Annotated in this window: 16 protein-coding genes; 3 read left to right on the top strand and 13 right to left on the bottom strand. The window is 44.6% G+C overall.

Annotation, left to right across the window (positions count from 1 at the left end):
• Positions 1-77: 77 nt before the first annotated feature.
• The 5 genes from CLV93_RS18770 to CLV93_RS18750 all read right to left on the bottom strand — a co-directional run bounded on the left by CLV93_RS18770 (position 78) and on the right by CLV93_RS18750 (position 8,220).
• Positions 78-854, bottom strand: a complete 777-nt coding sequence (locus tag CLV93_RS18770) for a hypothetical protein (RefSeq protein ID WP_106543766.1) — start codon at positions 852-854, stop codon at positions 78-80.
• Between the two features lie 24 nt (positions 855-878).
• Complete coding sequence (locus CLV93_RS18765; RefSeq protein ID WP_106543765.1) at positions 879-2,654, bottom strand: RagB/SusD family nutrient uptake outer membrane protein; 1,776 nt, start codon at positions 2,652-2,654, stop codon at positions 879-881.
• A 19-nt stretch (positions 2,655-2,673) separates the two neighbouring features.
• Complete coding sequence (locus tag CLV93_RS18760) at positions 2,674-6,192, bottom strand: TonB-dependent receptor (protein WP_106543764.1); 3,519 nt, start codon at positions 6,190-6,192, stop codon at positions 2,674-2,676.
• Between the two features lie 249 nt (positions 6,193-6,441).
• Positions 6,442-7,500, bottom strand: coding sequence for a FecR family protein (locus CLV93_RS18755; protein WP_106543763.1), 1,059 nt, complete (start codon positions 7,498-7,500; stop codon positions 6,442-6,444).
• A gap of 141 nt (positions 7,501-7,641) precedes the next feature.
• Positions 7,642-8,220, bottom strand: coding sequence for an RNA polymerase sigma-70 factor (locus tag CLV93_RS18750; protein ID WP_106543762.1), 579 nt, complete (start codon positions 8,218-8,220; stop codon positions 7,642-7,644).
• Between the two features lie 309 nt (positions 8,221-8,529).
• Between CLV93_RS18750 and CLV93_RS18745 the strand changes: the two genes are divergently transcribed.
• A complete protein-coding gene (locus CLV93_RS18745; protein WP_106543761.1) occupies positions 8,530-9,447 on the top strand; it encodes a prenyltransferase in 918 nt (305 codons plus the stop codon).
• 142 nt (positions 9,448-9,589) lie between these two features.
• Positions 9,590-11,254: a cellulase family glycosylhydrolase gene (locus tag CLV93_RS18740; RefSeq protein ID WP_106543760.1), complete on the top strand. Its 1,665-nt coding sequence runs from the start codon at positions 9,590-9,592 to the stop codon at positions 11,252-11,254.
• A gap of 97 nt (positions 11,255-11,351) precedes the next feature.
• On the opposite strand, the gene CLV93_RS18735 is transcribed toward CLV93_RS18740, so the two are convergent.
• From CLV93_RS18735 to CLV93_RS18700, 8 genes are all read right to left on the bottom strand, one after another.
• Entirely contained in the window at positions 11,352-11,903 is a 552-nt protein-coding gene (locus tag CLV93_RS18735) for a YceI family protein (protein WP_106543759.1), read from the bottom strand.
• A gap of 3 nt (positions 11,904-11,906) precedes the next feature.
• The gene (locus CLV93_RS18730; protein WP_211297912.1) at positions 11,907-12,569 is read right to left on the bottom strand and encodes a hypothetical protein; all 663 of its coding nucleotides are present in this window, start codon (positions 12,567-12,569) and stop codon (positions 11,907-11,909) included.
• Positions 12,570-12,766: 197 nt separating this feature from the next.
• On the bottom strand, positions 12,767-12,979 hold the full coding sequence (locus CLV93_RS18725) for a heavy-metal-associated domain-containing protein (RefSeq protein WP_106543758.1): 213 nt from the start codon (positions 12,977-12,979) through the stop codon (positions 12,767-12,769).
• 33 nt (positions 12,980-13,012) lie between these two features.
• Positions 13,013-15,241 carry a heavy metal translocating P-type ATPase gene (locus CLV93_RS18720; RefSeq protein ID WP_106543757.1) on the bottom strand — a complete coding sequence of 743 codons (2,229 nt, stop codon included), beginning with the start codon at positions 15,239-15,241 and terminating at the stop codon, positions 13,013-13,015.
• Positions 15,242-15,324: 83 nt separating this feature from the next.
• Positions 15,325-15,891, bottom strand: a complete 567-nt coding sequence (locus CLV93_RS18715; protein ID WP_106543756.1) for a helix-turn-helix domain-containing protein — start codon at positions 15,889-15,891, stop codon at positions 15,325-15,327.
• Positions 15,892-15,939: 48 nt separating this feature from the next.
• Entirely contained in the window at positions 15,940-17,832 is a 1,893-nt protein-coding gene (gene speA, locus CLV93_RS18710) for a biosynthetic arginine decarboxylase (protein ID WP_106543755.1), read from the bottom strand.
• Positions 17,833-18,031: 199 nt separating this feature from the next.
• On the bottom strand, positions 18,032-19,165 hold the full coding sequence (locus CLV93_RS18705; protein ID WP_106543754.1) for a lipid II:glycine glycyltransferase FemX: 1,134 nt from the start codon (positions 19,163-19,165) through the stop codon (positions 18,032-18,034).
• A 136-nt stretch (positions 19,166-19,301) separates the two neighbouring features.
• On the bottom strand, positions 19,302-19,991 hold the full coding sequence (locus tag CLV93_RS18700) for an aspartate/glutamate racemase family protein (protein WP_106543753.1): 690 nt from the start codon (positions 19,989-19,991) through the stop codon (positions 19,302-19,304).
• 304 nt (positions 19,992-20,295) lie between these two features.
• On the opposite strand from CLV93_RS18700, the gene CLV93_RS18695 reads away from it, so the two are divergent.
• On the top strand, positions 20,296-20,985 hold the full coding sequence (locus tag CLV93_RS18695) for a protein-L-isoaspartate(D-aspartate) O-methyltransferase (protein WP_106543752.1): 690 nt from the start codon (positions 20,296-20,298) through the stop codon (positions 20,983-20,985).
• The last annotated feature ends 54 nt before the right edge of the window (positions 20,986-21,039 follow it).

The raw sequence follows: 21,039 nt of genomic DNA, 5'->3' as shown, positions 1-21,039 counted from the left end.
ACTTCGTTAACGACTTGTTTTATAAACCTCTCGCTATACATACTAAATCCTGCCATAAGTTTACTTTTTGTGTAAACCTATTTCAGGACAAGACAATGTACCCCCTTGAAGGTTAACGTTCCGATTGACCAGTTATCTCCTCCCGTTGCTGATGGGGCATTCACCGTTGCTTTGGTTTTGGTCATATCGAATTTGAATGAACCATGGTACGTTCCCGCCGGCAAACCTTTTGGCGAGCCGTCATCTAACGTTTGGTTATTTCCGGTCACTAATGTGAAGTTGGCACCACCGTTTAAGTCAAATGTCATTTGATCATCGGCTACGCCCCAACCAGCTAATGCAGACTGACCGTTCATCCACCAAGCAGGAGCGTTACTTGCCAGGTAACCACCGTTTCCGTAACACATACCTGCTTGTACTCCGGGAGCATAATCCGCAGGAATATCGGTCGCCCAAACCCAGGTCTTCGAACCAGTTCCTGCCAGTTTGGTCCACGTAGGTGAGAGGGCATGATCAATGGTTGAAATATTAATGGTTACGGAATCTTTCACAATTCCGCCTGCTGAAGTGGCATAAAAATAGATTGTGTTATCACCGAGGAACGGCAACAAAACTGTATCATTCTGAACAGTTGAAGTTCCCACTCCTGTTTGCCACATACCTGCAGCATTGGGCGTATTATTGATCATGACAATTTGGTTCCCGCCATCGGTGGTGGCATGAACATCCAAACTGAGTTGATCGGCAGTCAGAAGGTCTCCGAGACTACCATCGTTGCTTACTATCGGGTCACATGCTGTGAAAAACAGTGACAGAATAGCGATTAGACTATATATGATTCTATATTTTCTCATTTTTTTCGATGTTTAGAAGTTCGATTAATTCCCCTGGTAAACACGGTCACCATCAGCTGCTGTCCAGCCATCGTTCTGCTTGAGTTCATTGTCAGAGAGCGTAATTTGCGTCTCGGGAATTGGCAAGAAACCTTTGGTAGCTTTGAAACGAGCGACATTAGGAGTGTAAGTCGTTTGTACGGCAGCATTCCAAATGGTTACTCCACTCTCTGCGTTCAAGTCAGACTCGACTGTGCCCCAACGCAACTCATCCCAGTAACGTATGCCTTCGAAAGCCAATTCAGCTTTGCGTTCTTTCTGGATATTTGCCAACGTCACCTCGGTTAAATCAGCCAAGCCTGAGTGAGCGTGAACCTGGTTCAGGTAAGAAAGTGCATTCGAACTTCCTAATTCGGCTCCCATTAACAATACATCAGAGAAACGAATGAGAATCAGGTTCTGCGTATTGTCGGTTTGCGTGTTATAAGTCAAATCCGGGAACAGCTCGTGACTGTAGTTCCACATATTTCCGGTTGCACCCGCACTAGCAGGAGCTTCTACGTTAATTGGAACATATTTCTTTTGCCAGTATCCGGTCTCTTCCCAAAGATCGCCACCCCAGGTATATGATGGGGTAACGCCTTCATTCGGATCACTGACATCGCATACAGAACCAACTTTACGTTTGTCACCATTGGCAAACCAACTGTTCGTGTTGAAAACGGTCGGGCTAACTGTACACCATCCCCAGCCGTAGCCGAAAGGAAGGGTTCCCTGCAATCTCCACCCTTGGAACAAATTGATCATGTTGGCATATGAGGTACTTTGGTTGTCATTCCATCCTCCAAAGGTGGAATAAACAATCTGGAAAACTGCTTCGGGGTTGTCACCTCCTGCACCGTCATCGCCTACCCAATCCAAGCCATTATCGACGGCATACGGGTAATTGTTATTGTCGCTTTTGTAGGAATAAGGCCAAAGATTACCAAACGTCGGTTCAACCGAGTAGCCACTGCTGGAAATACAGTCATCTACCCAGCCAACTACCTGTGCATTGGTTACCTGGCTGCCGTCTGCCAAAGGCATTGTTGCTGACGAACTGTTGTAAGTTCTTCCATAAGCCTGACCATTATAAAAAAGGAATACACGAGCCATTAAAGCCTCGGCAGCCCATTTGGTAGCATGACCTGGTTCCAGCGATTTGTAGGCCACTGCTGGCATGCTGTCGATGGCAAATTTCAGGTCGGATGCGATTTGTGCATAAACACTGTCGACTGATGCTCTTTTAGCTGACGGATAATCAGGGTCGGTAATCAGTGGAACGCCCATCATTTTTCCGCTAACCGGTCCACCAAACAGGCGCATCAAGTCGAAATAGTTCATGGCCCTCATGAACCGGGCTTCACCCAGCGTTTGGGCTCTGTCGTCTTTTGACCATCCTTTTACCTGATCGATGTATTTAATCAGGGTGTTGGCCCTGAAAATTCCCTGATAGTAATATTTCCAGGTTCCGGCATATTGGTCGGTTTTTGATTCCTGCCATTGATCCATGGCTCCCTGGTTATCGTGCTGGCCACCTCCACTGAAGCATTCGTCTGACATCTGTTCCGAAAGCAGGAAGATGGAGCCTCCATTGTTTGGGTCCATGGCTGAGACATACGAAGAGTAAATTCCGGTCAGAGCCTGTGCGGCATCCGACGGGGTTTGATAGAAGTTAGCAGTCGTTTTCTGGCTCAAATCCTTTGTATCCAGAAAACTCTGTGAACATCCTGATAAGACAAATATCAGGAGTATAGGGAAATATATAATTATTTTTTTCATTCGAATAAAGTTTTTTCGATTAGAATTTAAGATCAACACCGACCATTACAGTTCTTGGTGAAGGATAGTATCCTATATCAATTCCTTGTGACCATTTGTCCGGAGCATATCCAACTTCCGGGTCCATTCCTCTGTAATTGGTAAACGTATACGCATTCTGCACGGTAACATACAAACGAGCTTGTTGCAGAGGCATGGCATTGTACAAATGTTTGAAATCGTACCCTAGCGTGAGGTTGGAGATGCGGAAGAAATCGCCTGATTGCAGCCACATATCCGAAAGGTTGTTGTTGTTCATGTTACCATTCAGCGATACACGCGGCATAGTATTGGATGTTCCCTCTCCGTGCCAACGGTCCAAAATTCCGGTGGTGTAGTTGGCAAGCGGGTCATTCAGCGAATTCCAGTCGGTAGCCTGAATAATTTTATTTCCGGATACGCCTGTTCCCAGTAACGAGAAGTCGAATCCACTGTATTCAAGACTGATATTTAATCCGAAAGTGTAGGGCGGATGTGGATTTCCGATATCGGTTTTGTCATTTTCATCAATCTTACCATCACCGTTCACGTCAACAAAACGAATATCACCAGGAACGGCATCTGGCATGATCATACCGCCGTCGCTGTTGGTATAGCTTTGTACTTCTTGTTGATTCTGGAAAATGCCATCGGTTTTATAGCCATAGAATGCTCCGGCAGGAAGTCCGACTTTGGCAACGTACCAGTAGCTGTTGTTTCCATAAAAACCGGTTTTACCAAAGATGGTTCCGTCGCCGGCTATTTTTGTCACTTTGTTGTCGTTGTAGGACATATTGGCGTTAACGCTGTACTTGAATTTGCCAATATGGTCGCGCCATCCAAGACTAACCTCATATCCTTTGTTTTGAATATTTCCACCATTGATGTAAGGAGCATTTGTTCCGTAAATGTCCTGGAGCGGAGCCTGTACCAGCCAGCCGTCGGTGGTTTTGTCGTACCAGTCGAAGCTGAATGTCAGACGGTTGTTCAGGAAATTCGCATCCAAACCAATATCGGTTTGTTTTGAGGTCTCCCAGGTAACGTTGGGGTTGGCCAGAATATTCGGATAGGCAGCCGGACTTTGAACCGTTTTATCGCCGTAGGTATAATAGTTACCTGCGCCGGTTCCCCCGGTTTGAATAGTCGAGAGATACTGAAAGTTATCAATGGATTGGTTTCCGTTTTCACCCCAACTGGCACGCAATTTCAAAAAGTCGAGCCACGATTGGGTGTTTTCCATAAATGGTTCGCTGGATATCACCCATCCTGCAGAGAATGCGGGGAATGTACCCCAGCGATGTCCCGATGCAAAGTTCGACGAACCGTCGTTACGTACAACTGCTGAAAACAGGTACTTGTCTTTGTAGCTGTAGTTCAAACGACCGAAGTAGGAGAGAATTCCTCCTTTGCCCCAGGCTGAGCCGCCAACAACCGTTCCGGTTGATGAAGTGGTCGGTGTGTTCGACAAGTAAGCATATTCAAAGGTGTTGAAGATGTTATTCTGATTGGAAGCATTCATCGATTCCCCCAATCCGTCTCTTTCAACAGACTGACCAGCCAAAACAGAGAATTTATGGTCGTCGTTAATGGTAAAATCGTAGGTCAGGGTATTTTCCCAAATCCAGTTCATACCCACATACATGTTCTGCGTGGTGTTGTTAACCGAATTTCCTACCGCTGTAGTAGAAGTCGATACCGAACCCAGCTCATAGGTGGGCTGGAAGGAACGATAGCTGCCTGCTGAAATATTCGCACTGAAACGAGAAGTGAACTTCAGGTTTTTAACCGGTGAAATATTGGTATAAAAGCTGGCCGACAAATTGTGGTTCTTCGATTCATTCAAACCGCGCGAGTAAATCATGGTTGCAATGGGATTGTTTTGAAGGTGATCCCATGGAATCGGGTAGCTGTATAAACCCTGAGCACCATAAATCGGCAAAAACGGGTTGGATGACTGCATATTGAAAATATCGTTCCAGTAACCGTTTCCAATAGCGATACCACTCTTTTTGTTGTATGAATAATTCAGATTTTCACCGATGCTCCAGATGGTTCTGTCATTATTGGTGATAATCTTATGATCGCTATTGATACGAAGATTGTAACGGTCGTATTTCGAAGCTACCGGCTTTCCGAGAATACCGTCCTGTGACATATAGGATAATCCTAACGAGTAGGTTGATTTTGCGCTACCGCCGGTCATATTCACTGCGTGGCTCTGAATTGGCGCATTGGCATTGGTAATTGCGTCCATCCAGTTGGTACCTTTGTTGGTGCCCGCCAGAATGCCTGCCGCATCAGGAACAAGCGGAACCTGTGCTCCGTTGTCGTTTCCGTTCAAGCTGGTAGCCATTGCGGTAATGTCGTAAGGCAACTGTCCGCTGTTTACCATTCCTTCGTTAACGATGGCCAAATATTGTTGAGCATTTAACGTGTTGGCTGTCCGGTACACATTTTGCCAACCGTAATAACCATCGTAGGTTACAGTTGTTTTTTCGTTGTTGCGTCCGTGTTTTGTGGTTATCAGGATAACACCGTTGGCAGCACGCGAACCGTAAATAGCTGCTGTCGCATCTTTCAGTACATCAACACTTTGGATGTCGGAAGGTGATAGGTTGTCGATGCTTCCCACCACAACGCCATCAACTACATACAGTGGAGTCGAGTTTCCAATGGTTCCCATACCACGAATGTGAATGTTGTAGCTGTCGCCTGGTTGTCCGTCGGTTTTGGTCAACTGAACACCTGGCGTACTTCCTTGCAGAGCTCCCAGTGTATTGGGCGTATTCAGTTTCTCGATGTCTTTCCCGGAAACCTGGAGGGTGGCGCCTGTCACTACTTTTTTCTTCTGCGAACCGTATCCAACGGCTACCACCTCATCAAGGCCGATAGCCGAGCTTTTCATCACAACGTCGAGCGTCGTTTTTCCGGCAACGGATAATTCCTCTTGTTTCATTCCCACAAAGGAGAAATCGAGGTAGCCGTCAGCGGGCACATTATCGATGGAGTAGTTACCATTTGCATCGGTAATGGTACCCTGCGTGGTTCCTTTAATGACCACTGCGACGCCGGGCAGGGGGCCTCCATCGGAATCAGTCACTTTTCCGGTAACGGTCTTTCCTTTCTGTTGAGGTGCACTTTCGCCCATTGCTTTCTTTGATGAAAGTACAATCTGGCGATCCAGAACCGTGTATGTTACGTCTGTTCCTGCAAAAATAGAGTTAAGAATTGCGCTGATTTTCTCATTATCAGCGTTCACGTTTACCCTGCGTTTTACGTCAATTAGTTTGTTGTTGTATGCAAAATAGAACTCTGATTTTTGTTCTATCTGCTTTAGAACTTGGTGAATTGTTGCGTTTTCCTGGTTCAAGGATATTCGGGTATTTTGCGAATAGGAATTGTTAGCATAAATACTGAATATCGTCCCAAATACCAGCATGAGCGTAAGTTTCATAATGCGTTTGCTTTGTTCAGGAAGAGGTATATGCAGTCTCCTCCTGAAATTCAGGATTTTTTTCATAGATTTAAACGGGTTTATAATTAATACTCCTACCTGTTAGCCGCAGGTAGTTTTGAAAGGAGGGTGCGCCATCACTCTCCTTTTTTACATTGATATCAAAATACTTTTTGTAAGATTGTCTGTAGCAACAGAGACAGCCTATCCAGTTGCTTTTACAGCGAATTCATTTAACAAGTATTTCTTGACTGGTAGTGTAGAGTTTTGTTTTTCATGCAGAATTAGATTTTTTAATCATGGTTACGGATTTATTTATTGTTCAGTTTCTTTATGGTTTGCTTTGCTTAAAATGATGGTTCTTTGCCTGAAGGCTCCGTTGCTGTCTTTATCTCCTTCGATTATTTTGTAACGAATCGGCGAGGAGATGCTAAGTATTTTCAATGCCCGTTCAAGGGTTTCATTCACAAACGTTGCAGTAAAACGGTATTGAAGCAAGTCTTTACCCTCGATTTTTACTTTTACGTTGAACAGTTTCTCAAACTTGTCGGCCACAATTTCAATTGGGTCGTTGTCGAAAACAGTTCGTCCTTCGCGCCAGGCTGTGTACTTATCCAAATCTGATTTGGCTTCAATTTTTAGCTGGTTGTCTCTTTTATTCAGGAAAGCGACTTCATAGGGGATGAGGCTTCCGTATTTGGTGAATTCCTTTCCCTTATCCGCTTGACTTCCCAAGTCAACTGAACCTTCCACCAGGGCAACTGTTGCATAGGCTTCGTCGTCATATGCCCGGGCGTTAAAAACCGTTCCGGTTACTTTCACATCCATATCGGCCATGTCGACAATAAACGGAGCCGTTTTGTCCTTGGCTACTTTGAAATATCCTTCACCGTGCAGTTCTACCAGGCGTGTGTGGTGTTTGCGAAACGAAAGCGGGTAGGTAAGTGTACTGCCGGAATTGAGCCAGACTTTGGTTCCATCGGGAAGCTGTAGTTGGCTGGTCGCTCCCAACGGTACACTGACGGTTGTTTGTGCGAGGTATTTTTTCGCATTGATGGTACGTACAATAAATGCACCTGCTACAATCAGTAAAGGAATAATGAGGATGGCAGCTACTTTTGAAAACCCAAGATAGATTCTCTTAAGTGTGGATGGTTGCTCTTCCATCAGGTTGATCCGATGATGAATTTGGTGCAGGATTTCTTCCGATTTTTGCAGATCTACATCTTTACTGTTTTCACATTCAGTCCAGCGCGATTGCATCACTTCCCTGACTTCAGGCTTTACAAAAGGCTCTTTCAATAACTCTACCGCCTCTTTCAATTCCTGTTCAGAGCAGTTGCCTTCAATGTATTTTTCGAGCAGTTTTTTCATTTATATTACAAGTACAACGCAAAGGCAATATGTATCCCCTGCTCTTTGTTGCGTTTTTTTTTCAAAAGAATGTGGTTTTGGGACGGGTTGATAGTCGATTTACGTGTAATGAGTAGGTAGTGAGTTGTTTATGTTCTATATTTATTCGATAAATAAAGCGTAAAAAAGCAGCGCCCAAATACCAAATTGTGAAATGTGCTTTTTCAAAAAGGCCAGCGATTTAGTAATGTGATCTTCGACGGTCTTCTCTGAAATACCTTTGAGTTTGGCAATTTCCTTGTTCGTAAGCCCTTTCTCGCGGCTTAAAATGAAAATCTCTTTTCGTTTGGGTGGTAACTTTGGTATAACGGATTCGTATTGTGCTTTCAGAAATGAATAATCAACTTGCTCGGATGTAGCGTCCGTGTTGATTTGCATGCTATGTCCCAGAAATTCGATGTATTTCTGCTCGCTGGCCCTTTTCCGGAAAATAGAAAGAATAGTGTTTTTAGCCATCGTAAACATGAGGGCATCGATGTTGGTGCCTTTTCTGAATGAGGACCGCTTTTCCCAAAGCTTGACAAAAACTTCCTGAACAATGTCGTATGAATCTTCTTCATTTTTAAGAAAACTCAGCGCAAAGTGGAAAATACGAGCATGGTATATTTCATATAAACGATCAATTACCTTTTTGTCGCCCTTAATAAGTCGATCGCAATATGTCTTCGAATTATCCTGCATCGGAAAAGAATAAGTGAAAACAATGATAGAAAGGTTTCATGAAATATCAAAATGAACAAAAGGTTCAGGCTATCAGGCTATAAGATAATAAGGGGGTGTAGGGGAATCTGTCGAAGTTGTCATTATTGGCCTGATCTTATTGTGAAAATTACAATCATTGGTATTTGGAACCTATAAAAGAAGTTTTCGTAAGGATTTTTATAAAATTTTGCTTCCGGAGAAATAAAAATTTTGTTCCGGTTGTATTCTTGGTCTCATGCCAAATTGAGTAATGTATTGTAAATTATGAGCTAATCAATTGAAAGGTATATGAACTTCCTCGTTGTCTGGCTGAAGCAGATTCGGGTTAATTTTCTGATTCTCGCTTTTCTACTTGTTTTAATTGGTGTCAGTTTGGCGTGCAGAAGTTCGTCAGAGAAGCATGTTTTTCAATTGTTCCGTATTGTATTATTGGTTACCGGAGTTGTTTTGGCTCATGCCTCGGTTAACTTATTCAACGAATATTCAGATTTCCGGGGAGGAAAGACATTAAAAATAAAACAAGATTCGTTTTATCGTGAAAGTGGCATGTTGCATTTGGGTTATACCCGACCTTCCACGGTGTTGGCTGTTGCTGTTATTGCACTGATGGCTGCTACTTTCATCGGAATATATTTCACGCTTACTGCGCACTGGGTTTTAATGCTGTTTATATTGATTGGTGGCTTTGCTATCGTCACGTATAAAGATTTGCTTGCTGGCAAACTTTGGGGTGAAATATTTTCCGGAATCATTTTCGGAACAATGGTTGTGATTGGCAGTTATATTGCCTTGTCAGCATCACCTATGGAGCGGGTTTCTGAGCTTTCATCGGGCGATGTTTGGTTAGTGGCATTGCCTCCCGGGTTGTTGACTTCGCTTTTGTTGTTGTTGAACCAAATTCCGAATTATAATGGCAGAAAAACCAGTAAGCAGACGGGCCGGATTGCCTTGAAAAAAGAAGCCCGGGTGTTCTGGAGTATTCTAACGTTGACCTATTTAATTATTGCTTTTCTTCCATTTACAGATATTGGATCAGGTTGGATTTGGTTTGCCCTGGTTCCGCTGCCCTTTTTGTTTTTTTCGGCAAAAACAATTCTATTTCAGCCGGTAAATGACAGAAGTTTTACTACTACGATGAGAGTAAACATCCTATCCGTTCTGTTGACCGATGCGTTATTAGCACTTTCCATTTTCATATCATGGTAATGTAGTCGCGATTTTTAGTTAATATTTTGGTGTCTGCGTTTTCATGTGCTGCGCTTTCCTGAATTCTTCTATTATCTTTGATCAAAATCCGAAGAGATTTTCTAACGTAAATCGATAAAACACTGATCCAAACATCAATGGCATGAAAAAATTACTCGTCTTAAGTACAGTAGTGTTGTTTGTTACAGCATTGCTATTTAATTCCTGTGCGGAGAAGAAAGAAACGGCTCTGGCAAACAAAACACTTCCCTGGCTTCATACCGATGGACACAACTTTGTGGACGATGCCGGTAACAAAGTATTCTTTCGTGGAGTCGGACTTGGAAACTGGATGCTTCCGGAAGGCTATATGTGGAAATTTGGCAAGAATGGTGACAGGCCCCGGAAAATTGAGCAACTGGTTAGCGATATGATTGGACCGGAACAAGCCGCTAAATTCTGGAAAAGTTTCCATCGCAATTACATCGCGGAAGCGGATATCAAACGAATTGCTGAATTGGGCTTCAACTCCGTCCGTCCGGCACTCAATTCCCGGCTTTTTCTAACCGAAGGCGATAACCCGGAATTCGTCAATGAAGGTTTTCAATTGCTGGATTCGCTGGTTAGCTGGTGTGGAAAATATGGATTATATGTCATCATCGATATGCATGGTGCACCGGGCGGGCAAACCGGGGCAAACATCGATGACAGTGCCAATAATGAGCCGGAGCTTTTCATGGATAAAAAGAATCAGGACCGGCTGGTTAAACTGTGGGTGAAAATAGCAGAGCGGTATAAGAATAATCCGACGGTTGCCGCTTACGATTTGTTGAATGAGCCGCTGCCGGAAAATACCGGCACAGCTGAAAAATACAAAGACAAGTTGGTGCCTTTGTACAAGCGGATAACAAAAGCTATTCGGGAAGTCGATCCGAAACATATGATTGTCGTGGAAGGATACAACTGGGCTAATAACTGGTCGGAGTTCACCGAAAAGTTTGATAGTAACATGTTCTTCCAGTTTCATTATTACTGCTGGGGACGTCCCGACCATTTGAATAGTATTCAGCAATTTCTCGATAAACGTAAAGAGCTGAATGCTCCTGTTTGGGTGGGCGAAACCGGCGAACAAGGTAAAGCGATTTACTGGGCCACCACACAGTATTTCGAAGCGAACAACATCGGATGGTCGTTTTGGCCCTGGAAAAAGATGGACACGGAAAATACGCCATATTCTATCAACAAACCTGAAAACTGGGACCTGATTGCCGCTTATTCAAGGGGAGAAGAAAAACCCTCAAAAGAAGTAGCCCAACAGGTGCTTGACCACTATCTGCAAAATATTAAGCTGGCCAATTGTGTCTATTTCCCCGATGTGGTAAATTCACTTTTCCGCCGGATTCCGGTGAAGATTGAGGCCGAAAATTATGGCCCGGATGGGTATAACGTCTCTTATTTCGTGAAGGATACCACGAAAAAATCGGAGTATTACCGGACCGATGAGCCGGTTCCCGTTGAGGTGATGAATTTCAACAAGAAAGAACGCGTTTCACAACAGTATATTCGCCTGACAGAAGGAGAGTGGACTGCTTATACCGTAAAAAGTGCTGAAGAGGGTAATCATCTGGTCAGTGTCCGTGCGGAAGCGGCTCAATTGCCAGCATCATTTACCATTACATTGAACGGCGTGAAGAAGGATGTTGATGTGAAACAAGCCGACTGGAATGAGATTGATTTGGGTGGATTATTCTTCCAAAAAGGAGAGAACCAGATACGATTAAAAGTAGACAAGGGAACGCTGAGGTTCGATTGGATGGATGTTAAATAGATGCTTGTATTCTGAAAAAGAAGATTAAATGAAAAAGAGGGCGTGGATTTGTTATCCGGAGCCCTCTTTTTTTGAACATCAAGTATGGAACTACCGTCTATTTAAAGAAAAGATCAAAATTCAGTTTGATATCGTCCTTTGCGGGCATTCCCAAGAGGCTCGGTGGGTCGATTTTGTAATCAGTCATCTTTACGTCAAACTTTCCGGTTACTTCCATCTCGCCATTGCTGTCGGTTTTCTCAACAATAGGAACGGTAATGGAATGAGAGATACCGTGAAATGACAAGTTCCCGGTAACCGTTTCCTGTCCCTGCTGATCTTTTTGAAAGGAAGTACTGGCGAAAGTAACATCCGGAAATTTAATAGCATCAGTCGCCTCCATCATATGAGAATCGCGGTTGGCATTGTGACTGTCGAAAGTCGAAACCTTGATGGCAATGGCCGTTTGCTTAATTTCCTTTGTTTTGTTGTCTACAACAATAACCCCCTTTACACTTTTGCTGGTCCCTTCCCAGTCGTGCAACGGGTGCGACATGGCATACCGTACATACGATTTTTGGGTGTCCGACATCATTTTTGAGGTTGACTGTGCAAAACCTACGGTCGCTGTAATGGCAACCACCATCATTGATAAAATAATTTTCTTCATGGGTTAAAATTTAATGACAATCATAGCAGCAGCTAAGGAACCAAAAGCGGTTAGGGCAGCAGCCCGATGGTAAGGTTTTAGGTTGGGATGGCTTTCAAGTTGTGTGGCGAGAATGTTTGTGGCAACCATACTGGTAAAGTGCACGATGGCCAGAATTTTGTGAACTTTGATACTACTGTATCCTTTTCGTTCGTCCAGCATTTTAGGAGGTGCAAAAAGTGCCAATGCAGCCGTCGAGAAATAGGCAATATCGACTCCTGCGGCCAATCCCTCATGCAATCCCTTTATCTTGTAGTCGCCGTTGTACAATTTATACCCGACGACTCCCTGGGCAGCCATTCCCGCCAGGGAAATAAAGCCCAATGCCTGGTGCCACTTTAACATAGTCCGTCGGATCTTCAGTTCTTTCTCACGCTCTTCCGGAGAGAGCTGAAATGCTTTGAAGTTCCTCATCAGCCCCTTTTGTCCCCAGAGAAGTTTCTGGGTAAACGGATACTTTTTCGGCAGAAGCTGAACGTGCTCCTGCTGAGGTGTCATGATCGAATTGAGCAGATCGTTTTGAACCTTGGTCGTATCACTCTGAACATTTGTGGTATCGGTCTGTGCCGACAAGTGCCCTATGGACAGCAAAAGTGTGACGATAAAAAGAATTGTTCTGATTCTCATACTTCCCTTATTATTAATTGAGATTAGTCTAAATTAAGACTTATTTCAAATGACCTGTTCAGGGGAGCATAATCTTAAGAGAATTTTAAGAATTATATGATGGGGTTATGCACTGATAATTAATGCAAAAGAAAAGGTAGGAAACCCGTCGTTGACGAATCACCTACCTTGTTTATTTTGCCCGTTAAGTTCGGTTTCTATACCTCTTCGATGTTGTACCCGGCTTTTTTTACCAACTCTTTTACTACTTCCGGATTGTTCTCTTTCAGTTCTACTGTCAGAATTTTTTCCGGGTTATTGATGTCGACTTCCCATTTTTCAATAGCATCTGAGCCGTTCAGGGAAGGAGTTACTGCTGCAATGCATCCGTTGCAATTAATGTTTGTCTTGTATTTTACGGTGAAATTCATGATTACTTGAGTTTTATGTTATTGATTAAATAATTAAAGTGATTTCCATTTTAATCGAAGACTGTTCGACACTACTGAAACAGAACTGAACGCCATGGCGGCGGCGGCAATCATCGGGTTCAGCAGGAAGCCATTGAAAGCATAGAGTACGCCGGCGGCAATTGGTATTCCAATGACATTGTAAATAAATGCCCAGAACAGGTTCTGCTTAACGGTAGCCACGGTTTGTTTCGACAGTTTCAATGCTTTGGGAATGCTGTTTAAATCGGAGGTGGTCAAGGTCATCTTGGCTACGTCGATAGCAATGTCCGAGCCTTTTCCCATGGCAATGCTAATATCAGCCTGAGCCAAAGCCTGCGAGTCGTTGATTCCGTCGCCTACCATAGCGACTGTTTTGCCTTGCTGCTGCAGTTCTTTCACGAAATCGGCTTTGTCGCCCGGCAGAATACCTGCTTTGAAATGCTTCAGACCAACTTGCTTTGATACGGATTCAGCCGTTTGCTCATTGTCACCGGTCAGCATGTAAACATCGATGCCTTCGTTCTGCAAATGCGCGATGGCTGCTTTCGACGTTTCTTTAATCTGGTCGGCGATAGCAATAACTGCCAGTACTTTTTCCGCGTTGGCGAAGAAAATGACTGTTTGTGCATCTTCTTGCATTTTCCCGGCTTTCGCCTGAATATCTTTCGGAATGGCTATTTTATTTTCTTCCAGCAACCGGTGGTTTCCAACAAAGTAGTGTTCTTCCGCGAAAGCGGCCTTTACACCTTGTCCCGTAATACTTTCAAACTGATCCGACTGCGTTCCTTTGACTTCTTTACTCTTGAAATATTCTTCAACGGAACTGGCCAACGGGTGTTCCGATTGTTTTTCCATTCCGAGTAACAATGGTGTCAATTGCTCTTGATTTGCATTCTCACTCCAGATGATATCGGCAACCACCGGTTTTCCTTCCGTGATGGTCCCTGTCTTATCAAGAATCACAGCATTTACTTTATGCGCTGTTTCGAGGCTTTCTGCATCTTTTATGAGAATGTTATTTTCGGCGCCTTTACCAATTCCAACCATAATGGCGGTCGGTGTAGCCAGTCCCAGTGCACACGGACAAGCAATAACCAGGACCGTAATGGCTGCCAGCAAGGCATGAGTAAAGGCCTGATCGCCGCCGAAAATCATCCAGACAATAAAGGTCAGAAGCGAAATTCCCATGACGACCGGAACGAAAATGCCGGCAATTTTGTCGACTAGTTTTTGAACCGGCGCTTTACTTCCCTGGGCTTCCTGCACCATTTTTATGATGTGTGCCAGTAGAGTTTCGCCACCGACTTTCTCCGCACGGAACCGGAAACTTCCTTTTTGGTTGATGGTTCCGGCAAATACCTCTTTGTTTTCTGTTTTTTCTACCGGAATCGGTTCTCCGCTGATCATACTTTCGTCGACAAAGGAATTGCCAAAGGTTACTTTTCCGTCCACCGGAATTTTCTCGCCGGGTTTTACCAGCAAAATATCACCAATGGCTACGTCTTTAATCGGAACGGTGGTTTCTGTTCCGTCCTCAGCAATTCTGACAACCGTTTTGGGCTGCAGTCCCATTAACTTTTTAATGGCTGATGAAGTATTCGACTTGGCTCGATCCTCCAGGAGTTTTCCCAGCAAAATAAAGGCGATGATGGCTGCGGCGGCTTCGTAGTAAACATGTGCCTCGAAACCTTTGCTGGTCCAGAATTCGGGATATAACGTATTGAACAGACTGAACAGGAATGCGATGCCCGTACTTACAGCCACCAGCGTGTCCATATTGGCCACCCGGTGTTTCATCTGTTTCCAGGCGTTTACGTAAAATCGTTTTCCGAAGATAAATACAACCGGAAGAGTCAGTGCCAGTTCGATCCACTTTGCATAGGGCAAATCGGGTAGAAACATAGCGATAGCTACAATCGGGATGGAAAACAGAACCGCTCCCAATGTATGTTTTTTCAGCTGGTCGTATTCTTTTCGTTGTATTTCTTCTACCGTTTCACCGGCAGTTTCCTTGTCCTCCACGATGAGGTCGTAACCTACTGCCTGAATGGCTGCCTTCATCGCGGAAGGTTGTATCACCTGTTCGTCCCATTTCACAAGAACACTGGCGTTCGCAAAATTCACTTTGGCATCTATCACACCATCTGTTGCATTCAGGATGGTTTCGACGCTCAGTGAACAGGACGCACAGCTCATCCCGGTAACGGGAAAGGTTTGCGTTATGTAATTTGAAGCTGACATAGCATAAAGTTTTATTTATGCTACAAAGCTAGTGCACGCGGGCCTTTGGGATGTTACAGGATTTTTGAAAAGAGTTATACAATTTACAGTTTGTCGAGCGGGGTACGCTGCCTGGCGTCTTTCAGTTTTTTGAAATGGCTTGGGGTTAAACCGGTGATTTTTTTGAATTGTCCGCTCAGGTGCGCCACGCTGCTATATCCCATTTGGAAGGCTATCTCGCTTAGTGTGAGTTCGTCATATACCAGCAGCTCTTTTACCTTTTCGATTTTTTGCTCAATGTAGTAATGCTCAATCGTTGTTCCCTCGATGGATGAAAAGAGGTTGCTAAGGTAGTGGTAATCGTAATTGAGATGGGTGCGGATATAATCCGACAGCCTGATTTGAATAGGCTCGTCGTTCCGGTGAACCAACTCGATAATGAGCGTTTTTATTTTTTCTACTAATGTGCTGTTCTTATCGTCGAGCAGTTCGAAACCGAGGGGTTCGATGTTGGTTTTTATCTGCTTCATTTGGTCGGCGGTGAGCTCTGTTTCACCAAAATCCACTTCGCCTAATTCTACTGAAATGGGCTCCAGTTTCAGATCGTTGAGCTGGTTTTTAATGGCCAGCTTACAACGATCGCAAACCATATTTTTGATGTATATCTTCACTTTTATCGTTTTTCCAAGAGCTTCTATTTCGGCTTTCGCCGGAAATCATTACTCCAGGTAAGTGTAACCATACAGTCCGGAGCGGTAGTTCGACAGAAATTCTTTTCCTTCTTCCGCTGAAATCTTTCCGGTTTTCACCGATGAAGTTACCCAGGTTTCAACTGTGCGAACCAGCTTCTTCGGATTGTATTGCACGTAGTCGAGAACTTCGGCTACCGTTTCCCCGTCGATGATCTGGTCGATACTGTATTCCTTGTCATCAACCGACACGTGCACCGCGTTGGTATCGCCGAACAGGTTGTGCAGATCGCCGAGAATTTCCTGGTAAGCACCTACGAGGAAAACTCCGATGTAGTACGACTCTTTCGCTTTGAGAGAATGAACGGGTAGATAATAAGAAAAGTTTCGGGTTGAAATGAAATTGTTGATCTTCCCGTCCGAATCACAGGTGATATCCTGCAGTGTTGCCGAGCGATCCGGCTTTTCGTCAAGGCGCTGGATCGGAATGATTGGGAAAATCTGGTCGATAGCCCAGGAATCAGGTAGCGACTGGAACAGCGAGAAATTACAGAAATATTTGTCGGACAATAATTTCGGTAGGTTTAACAATTCTTCCGGCACATGCTTCAGTTTGCTGGCCATCTGATGCACCTCGCGGGCAACGGACCAGAACAGGCGCTCAATCTGCGCACGGGTTTTCAAATCGACCAATCCGAGGCTGAAACGGTCGAGTGCTTCTTCCCGTATCTGCTGTGCATCGTGCCAGGTTTCCAGCATTCGCGGCTGGTTTAGCATATCCCATGATTCGTATAGCTCTTTCACCAGATCGTGCGCATCTTCGGGCAAATCTTCCTCTTCATCCCAACTTGGCAATGTTGCCGATTCGAGCACTTCGAAGATAAGTACCGAATGGTGAGCCGCTAATGAACGTCCCGATTCGGTGATAATATTGGGATGTGGAATATCGTGTTCGTTGGCCGCGTCGACCATCGATGAAGTGGCATCGTTCACATACTCCTGTATGCTGTAGTTGACACTGCTTTCACTGTTTGCCGAGCGGGTTCCGTCGTAATCGACGCCCAGTCCGCCGCCAATGTCGACGAATTCAACCGGAAAGCCATTGAGATGAAGATGTACGTAGAATTGCGCTGCTTCCCGTAAGGCAATTTTAATGCGGCGAATTTTATTTACCTGGCTGCCAATATGGAAGTGAACGAGCTTCAGGCAATCCTGCATTTTGTGCTTTTCCAGGAAATCCATCGCTACCAGTAATTCGCTGGATGTCAGTCCGAATTTACTGACGTCGCCGCCCGAATCTTCCCACTTGCCGCTACCTGAGCTGGCCAGTTTGATGCGGATACCGATATTCGGTCGAATCTTCAGACGGTTGGCAATGCGCGCAATCAGTTTCAGCTCGTTCAGCTTTTCTACCACCAGGAAAATGCGACGACCCATTTTTTGCGCCAGCAAAGCCAGCTCAATATAATCTTCGTCTTTGTAGCCGTTGCAAATAATGAGTGAGTCGTTATCGGTGTTCACACCAATGACAGCATGCAATTCCGGTTTGGAACCGGCTTCCAGGCCGATGTTGAATTTTTTGCCGTGACTGACAATTTCCTGAACAACGGGGCGCATCTGGTTGACCTTGATGGGATAAACCGTAAAATTCTGCGCTTTGTATTCATACTCTTCGGCTGCGATTTTAAAGCAGCTTTCCATCTTCTCGATCCGGCTGTCGAGGATATCAGGGAACCGAACCAGCATCGGAGCCGAAACATCACGCAATTGAAGTTCATCGACCAACTCCTTTAAGTCTACCTGAACACCGTCTTTTTTGGGTGTTACCACAACATGTCCCTTCTCGTTAATCGAAAAATAATTTATTCCCCAGCCTGTGATGTTGTATAGTTCGGCAGAATCTTCAACGCGCCATTTTCTCATTTTTGCGACTTCTTACTTTTGTTCGTTATTCAGTTTATAATTGCCTGTTTTGCCTTTTAAAAGGCGAGCCATTTTTTACGTTTTCGGGCTAAAATTAGGAAAAAATTGTTGGTTTGTTTTCAGGTATAACAAATGCAAAGCCCATATTTTTCAATAAATATGTTAAAACTTACGGTTTTGTGTTGTATTTGTCTGAAGATTAACGGATGTGGTATCCCTGGGCATTGCGTTCCGCCATCATGAATAACTTGTATTGTTCTTCATTTAATGGATAGTCCCAACAACCCATCCGGTGGTACAAATCGCCGCCGAATCCCGTCTTAAATCGATATAGACCATGCATGGGATGTGATGGCTCCGGAGTAGGAGCTACACCAAACATGTCATATTCTGTGCAGCCTTTCTGCCGTGCAATTTTAATGGCCTCCCATTGTAATGCATAAGTAGCCATCATGTTCCGGTTGTGAGAAGATGAAGCGCCGTACAGGTAGGTGGCTCTTTTTCCGGTGATGACCAGAAACATACCTGCCAACGGAACACCGTCTGATTCGGCCAGGAGCATATGCACATCGGCGGGCGAGTTGGTATCGGATGCCTGTGTTTCGAGCACGGTACGGAAATAGCTGATATCATCGAGAACAATGCCGTTGCGGATAGCAGTTTGCCGGTACAAATCGTACCAGACCGGGAGATTATCGAAGCTGACCTCTTTTACTTCCACACCTTTGCGTTTCGACAGGCGAATGTTGTAGCGGGTTTTGGGCTTCATTCGCTGAAGCAGAGTATCCTGATTGTGGTTCAGGTCCAGAAAAATGGTGTGAGAGGGGAGTAAATCCGACGGAGCTTTGCGCAGGTTCCAGTTGTGGGTGTTGAAGTTAACGCGCATTTCCTGGTAGTGTGGTTCCGGCGGTCCCAGCCAGTCATCCCGGTCGTTGAACCGGTTTTCATCGTCGGCCCATGGCGATTCCCAAATCAAATCGTAGCGGATAAGAATGGTGTTCGATGGCAAAAACGGACGGATGCTTTCGGATAGCTCTTCGAGGTACAATCCGCGAATATCTTCATCCGGGTTCACGAGCGGTCCATAAGGAATGTAAGCAACCTGATGGTCTGCCCCTACTTGCTGCATAACTACCAGCAAATCGTCGGTTACGTGCTTTAGCTGGTTCGAAGGAGAATTATCAACGCTGAGTTCCGACTGTGGAATTTTGATATCGAAGGCGCGGGTTTCGTAGCCCAGATTTTCTTTCACTTTGGCCCAAAAAGCCGTTTGCTGCGGTACAGCTGCAGGTTTGATTTGCTCCGTATATTTCGGTTCAATGTCAATGTGCATTCCGCTTTTTGGCCGCAAAGAAAAGGCAATTTTAAGACAATGAAAAATTGTTGGTAATTACCTGTTTGTTAAACGTTTTTAAACGGAATGTTGTCTGAGTCAGTTAGACGTTTTAAGCTAATACTCTGTCGTCTTATCAATCTTTCAACGCAAATTCCACAGCCGCTTTTGCATGAATTTTTAGTGTATCGAAGAGTTCCAGTCCGGTATCTTCCTGACGGATCAACAGCGGTATTTCGGTACAACCGAGAATCATTCCTTCGGCACCTTTTTCAGCCAGGGTGTTCATGATTTCAAGAAAACGATTTTTCGAAGTATCGCTAAATATTTCTTTTTCCAGTTCGTGCCAGATAACATGGTCGATGAATTCGCGTTCTTCCTTTTCCGGAACCAGTACTTCAATTCCGTGTTCAGCCAGGCGCTTCTTGTAGAAGTCTTTCTCCATTGTTCGCATGGTGCCCAACAATCCAACTTTCTGAAAACCTTTCGTCTTGATGGCTTCGCCCGTGGCATCGGCAATGTGGAGCAGAGGAACCGGAAGTTCAGCTGTCAGTTTTTCTGCGTGCATGTGCAGCGTGTTAGCTCCCAGCATTACAAAGTCAGCTCCTGCTTCAACCAGTTTCAATAAGTTGTCCTTGATGTAATTATAAACTTCCTGCGGTCCTTTTTCCTTTAGCTCATTTAATTCGGCAAAATTGACTGAGTGCATAAAAATGCGTGCAGAACTCAAGCCGCCAAGTCGTTTGTTCATTCCCTGATTCAGGTAACGGTAATATTCCAATGTGGAAACCCAACCGGTTCCGCCAAAAAGTCCAATTGTTTTCACTCTCGTCTGTTTTAGATTTAGGCGTGTTAAGTTAGTGAAGAATGATAACTCTTAATGGCATAATTGGAATTTTTGAGAAAACGGGTTTGGGAAAGAAGACTTATTTTTAGTTCAGAAAATAGTTTTTACAACCGTCGATAATGTAATTATTCTTTGATGGATTATACTGATGAAATGAACAGAAAACCTTAGTTTCAAAGGAATTTACAGACCGGAAGTTTAACCTGAAACCCATGTTTCTGAGTGGTAATCAAGGTTTGATTCCCAGAACGAAATTCCGTATTTTAACACAAAATGAAATAGAATGAAGCTAATAGCCATACTACTACTGATATTTATTTTTCCATTGATGGCCTGTGCCCAGGAAGATTTTGAGGCCAAGCGAATGGAAATGGTGAAGAAGCAAATCATTGCACGTGGTATCAATGACGGGCCGACTATCCGGGCGATGCGCAAAGTCCCTCGACAGGATTTTGTTCCTGATGCCTACCGCGATCAGGCGTATAGAGATTCCCCGCTTTCCATCGGTTACGGACAAACTATCTCGCAACCCTACATTGTGGCTTTGATGACCGAAAAAACAAAACCTTCGAAAGGGAAGAGAGCTCTGGAAATTGGAACAGGGTCCGGTTATCAGGCAGCGGTGCTCGCCGAAATTGTTGATTCAGTTTATACGATCGAACTAATTCCCGGCTTAGCCCGGCACGCAGCGAAAGTGCTGGCCGAACATCATTACGACAATGTTGTCCCGAAACAGGGTGACGGTTATCGTGGTTGGCCGGAGCATGCGCCTTTCGATATAATTTTGGTTACTGCAGCCGGCGATCATGTTCCCCGTCCGCTGATTGACCAGTTAGCAGAAAACGGGCGCTTGATTATGCCGGTTGGCCAGCCCGGAAGTTTTCAGCAACTGGTGTTGCTAATCAAGCGAAACGGTCGAATCAAGAGGAAAAACCTCGCGACGGTTCAGTTTGTTCCGCTGCAGCGGGAATAAAAAATATTGTTAAAAGCAAAAAAGCCGGAGCTGTTTAAACTCCGGCTTTTGTTT

Source organism: Prolixibacter denitrificans (assembly GCF_003014495.1).
Lineage (GTDB): Bacteria > Bacteroidota > Bacteroidia > Bacteroidales > Prolixibacteraceae > Prolixibacter > Prolixibacter denitrificans.
Note: the sequence above shows the minus strand (reverse complement) of the source record. Positions and strands in the feature narration are given on the sequence as shown.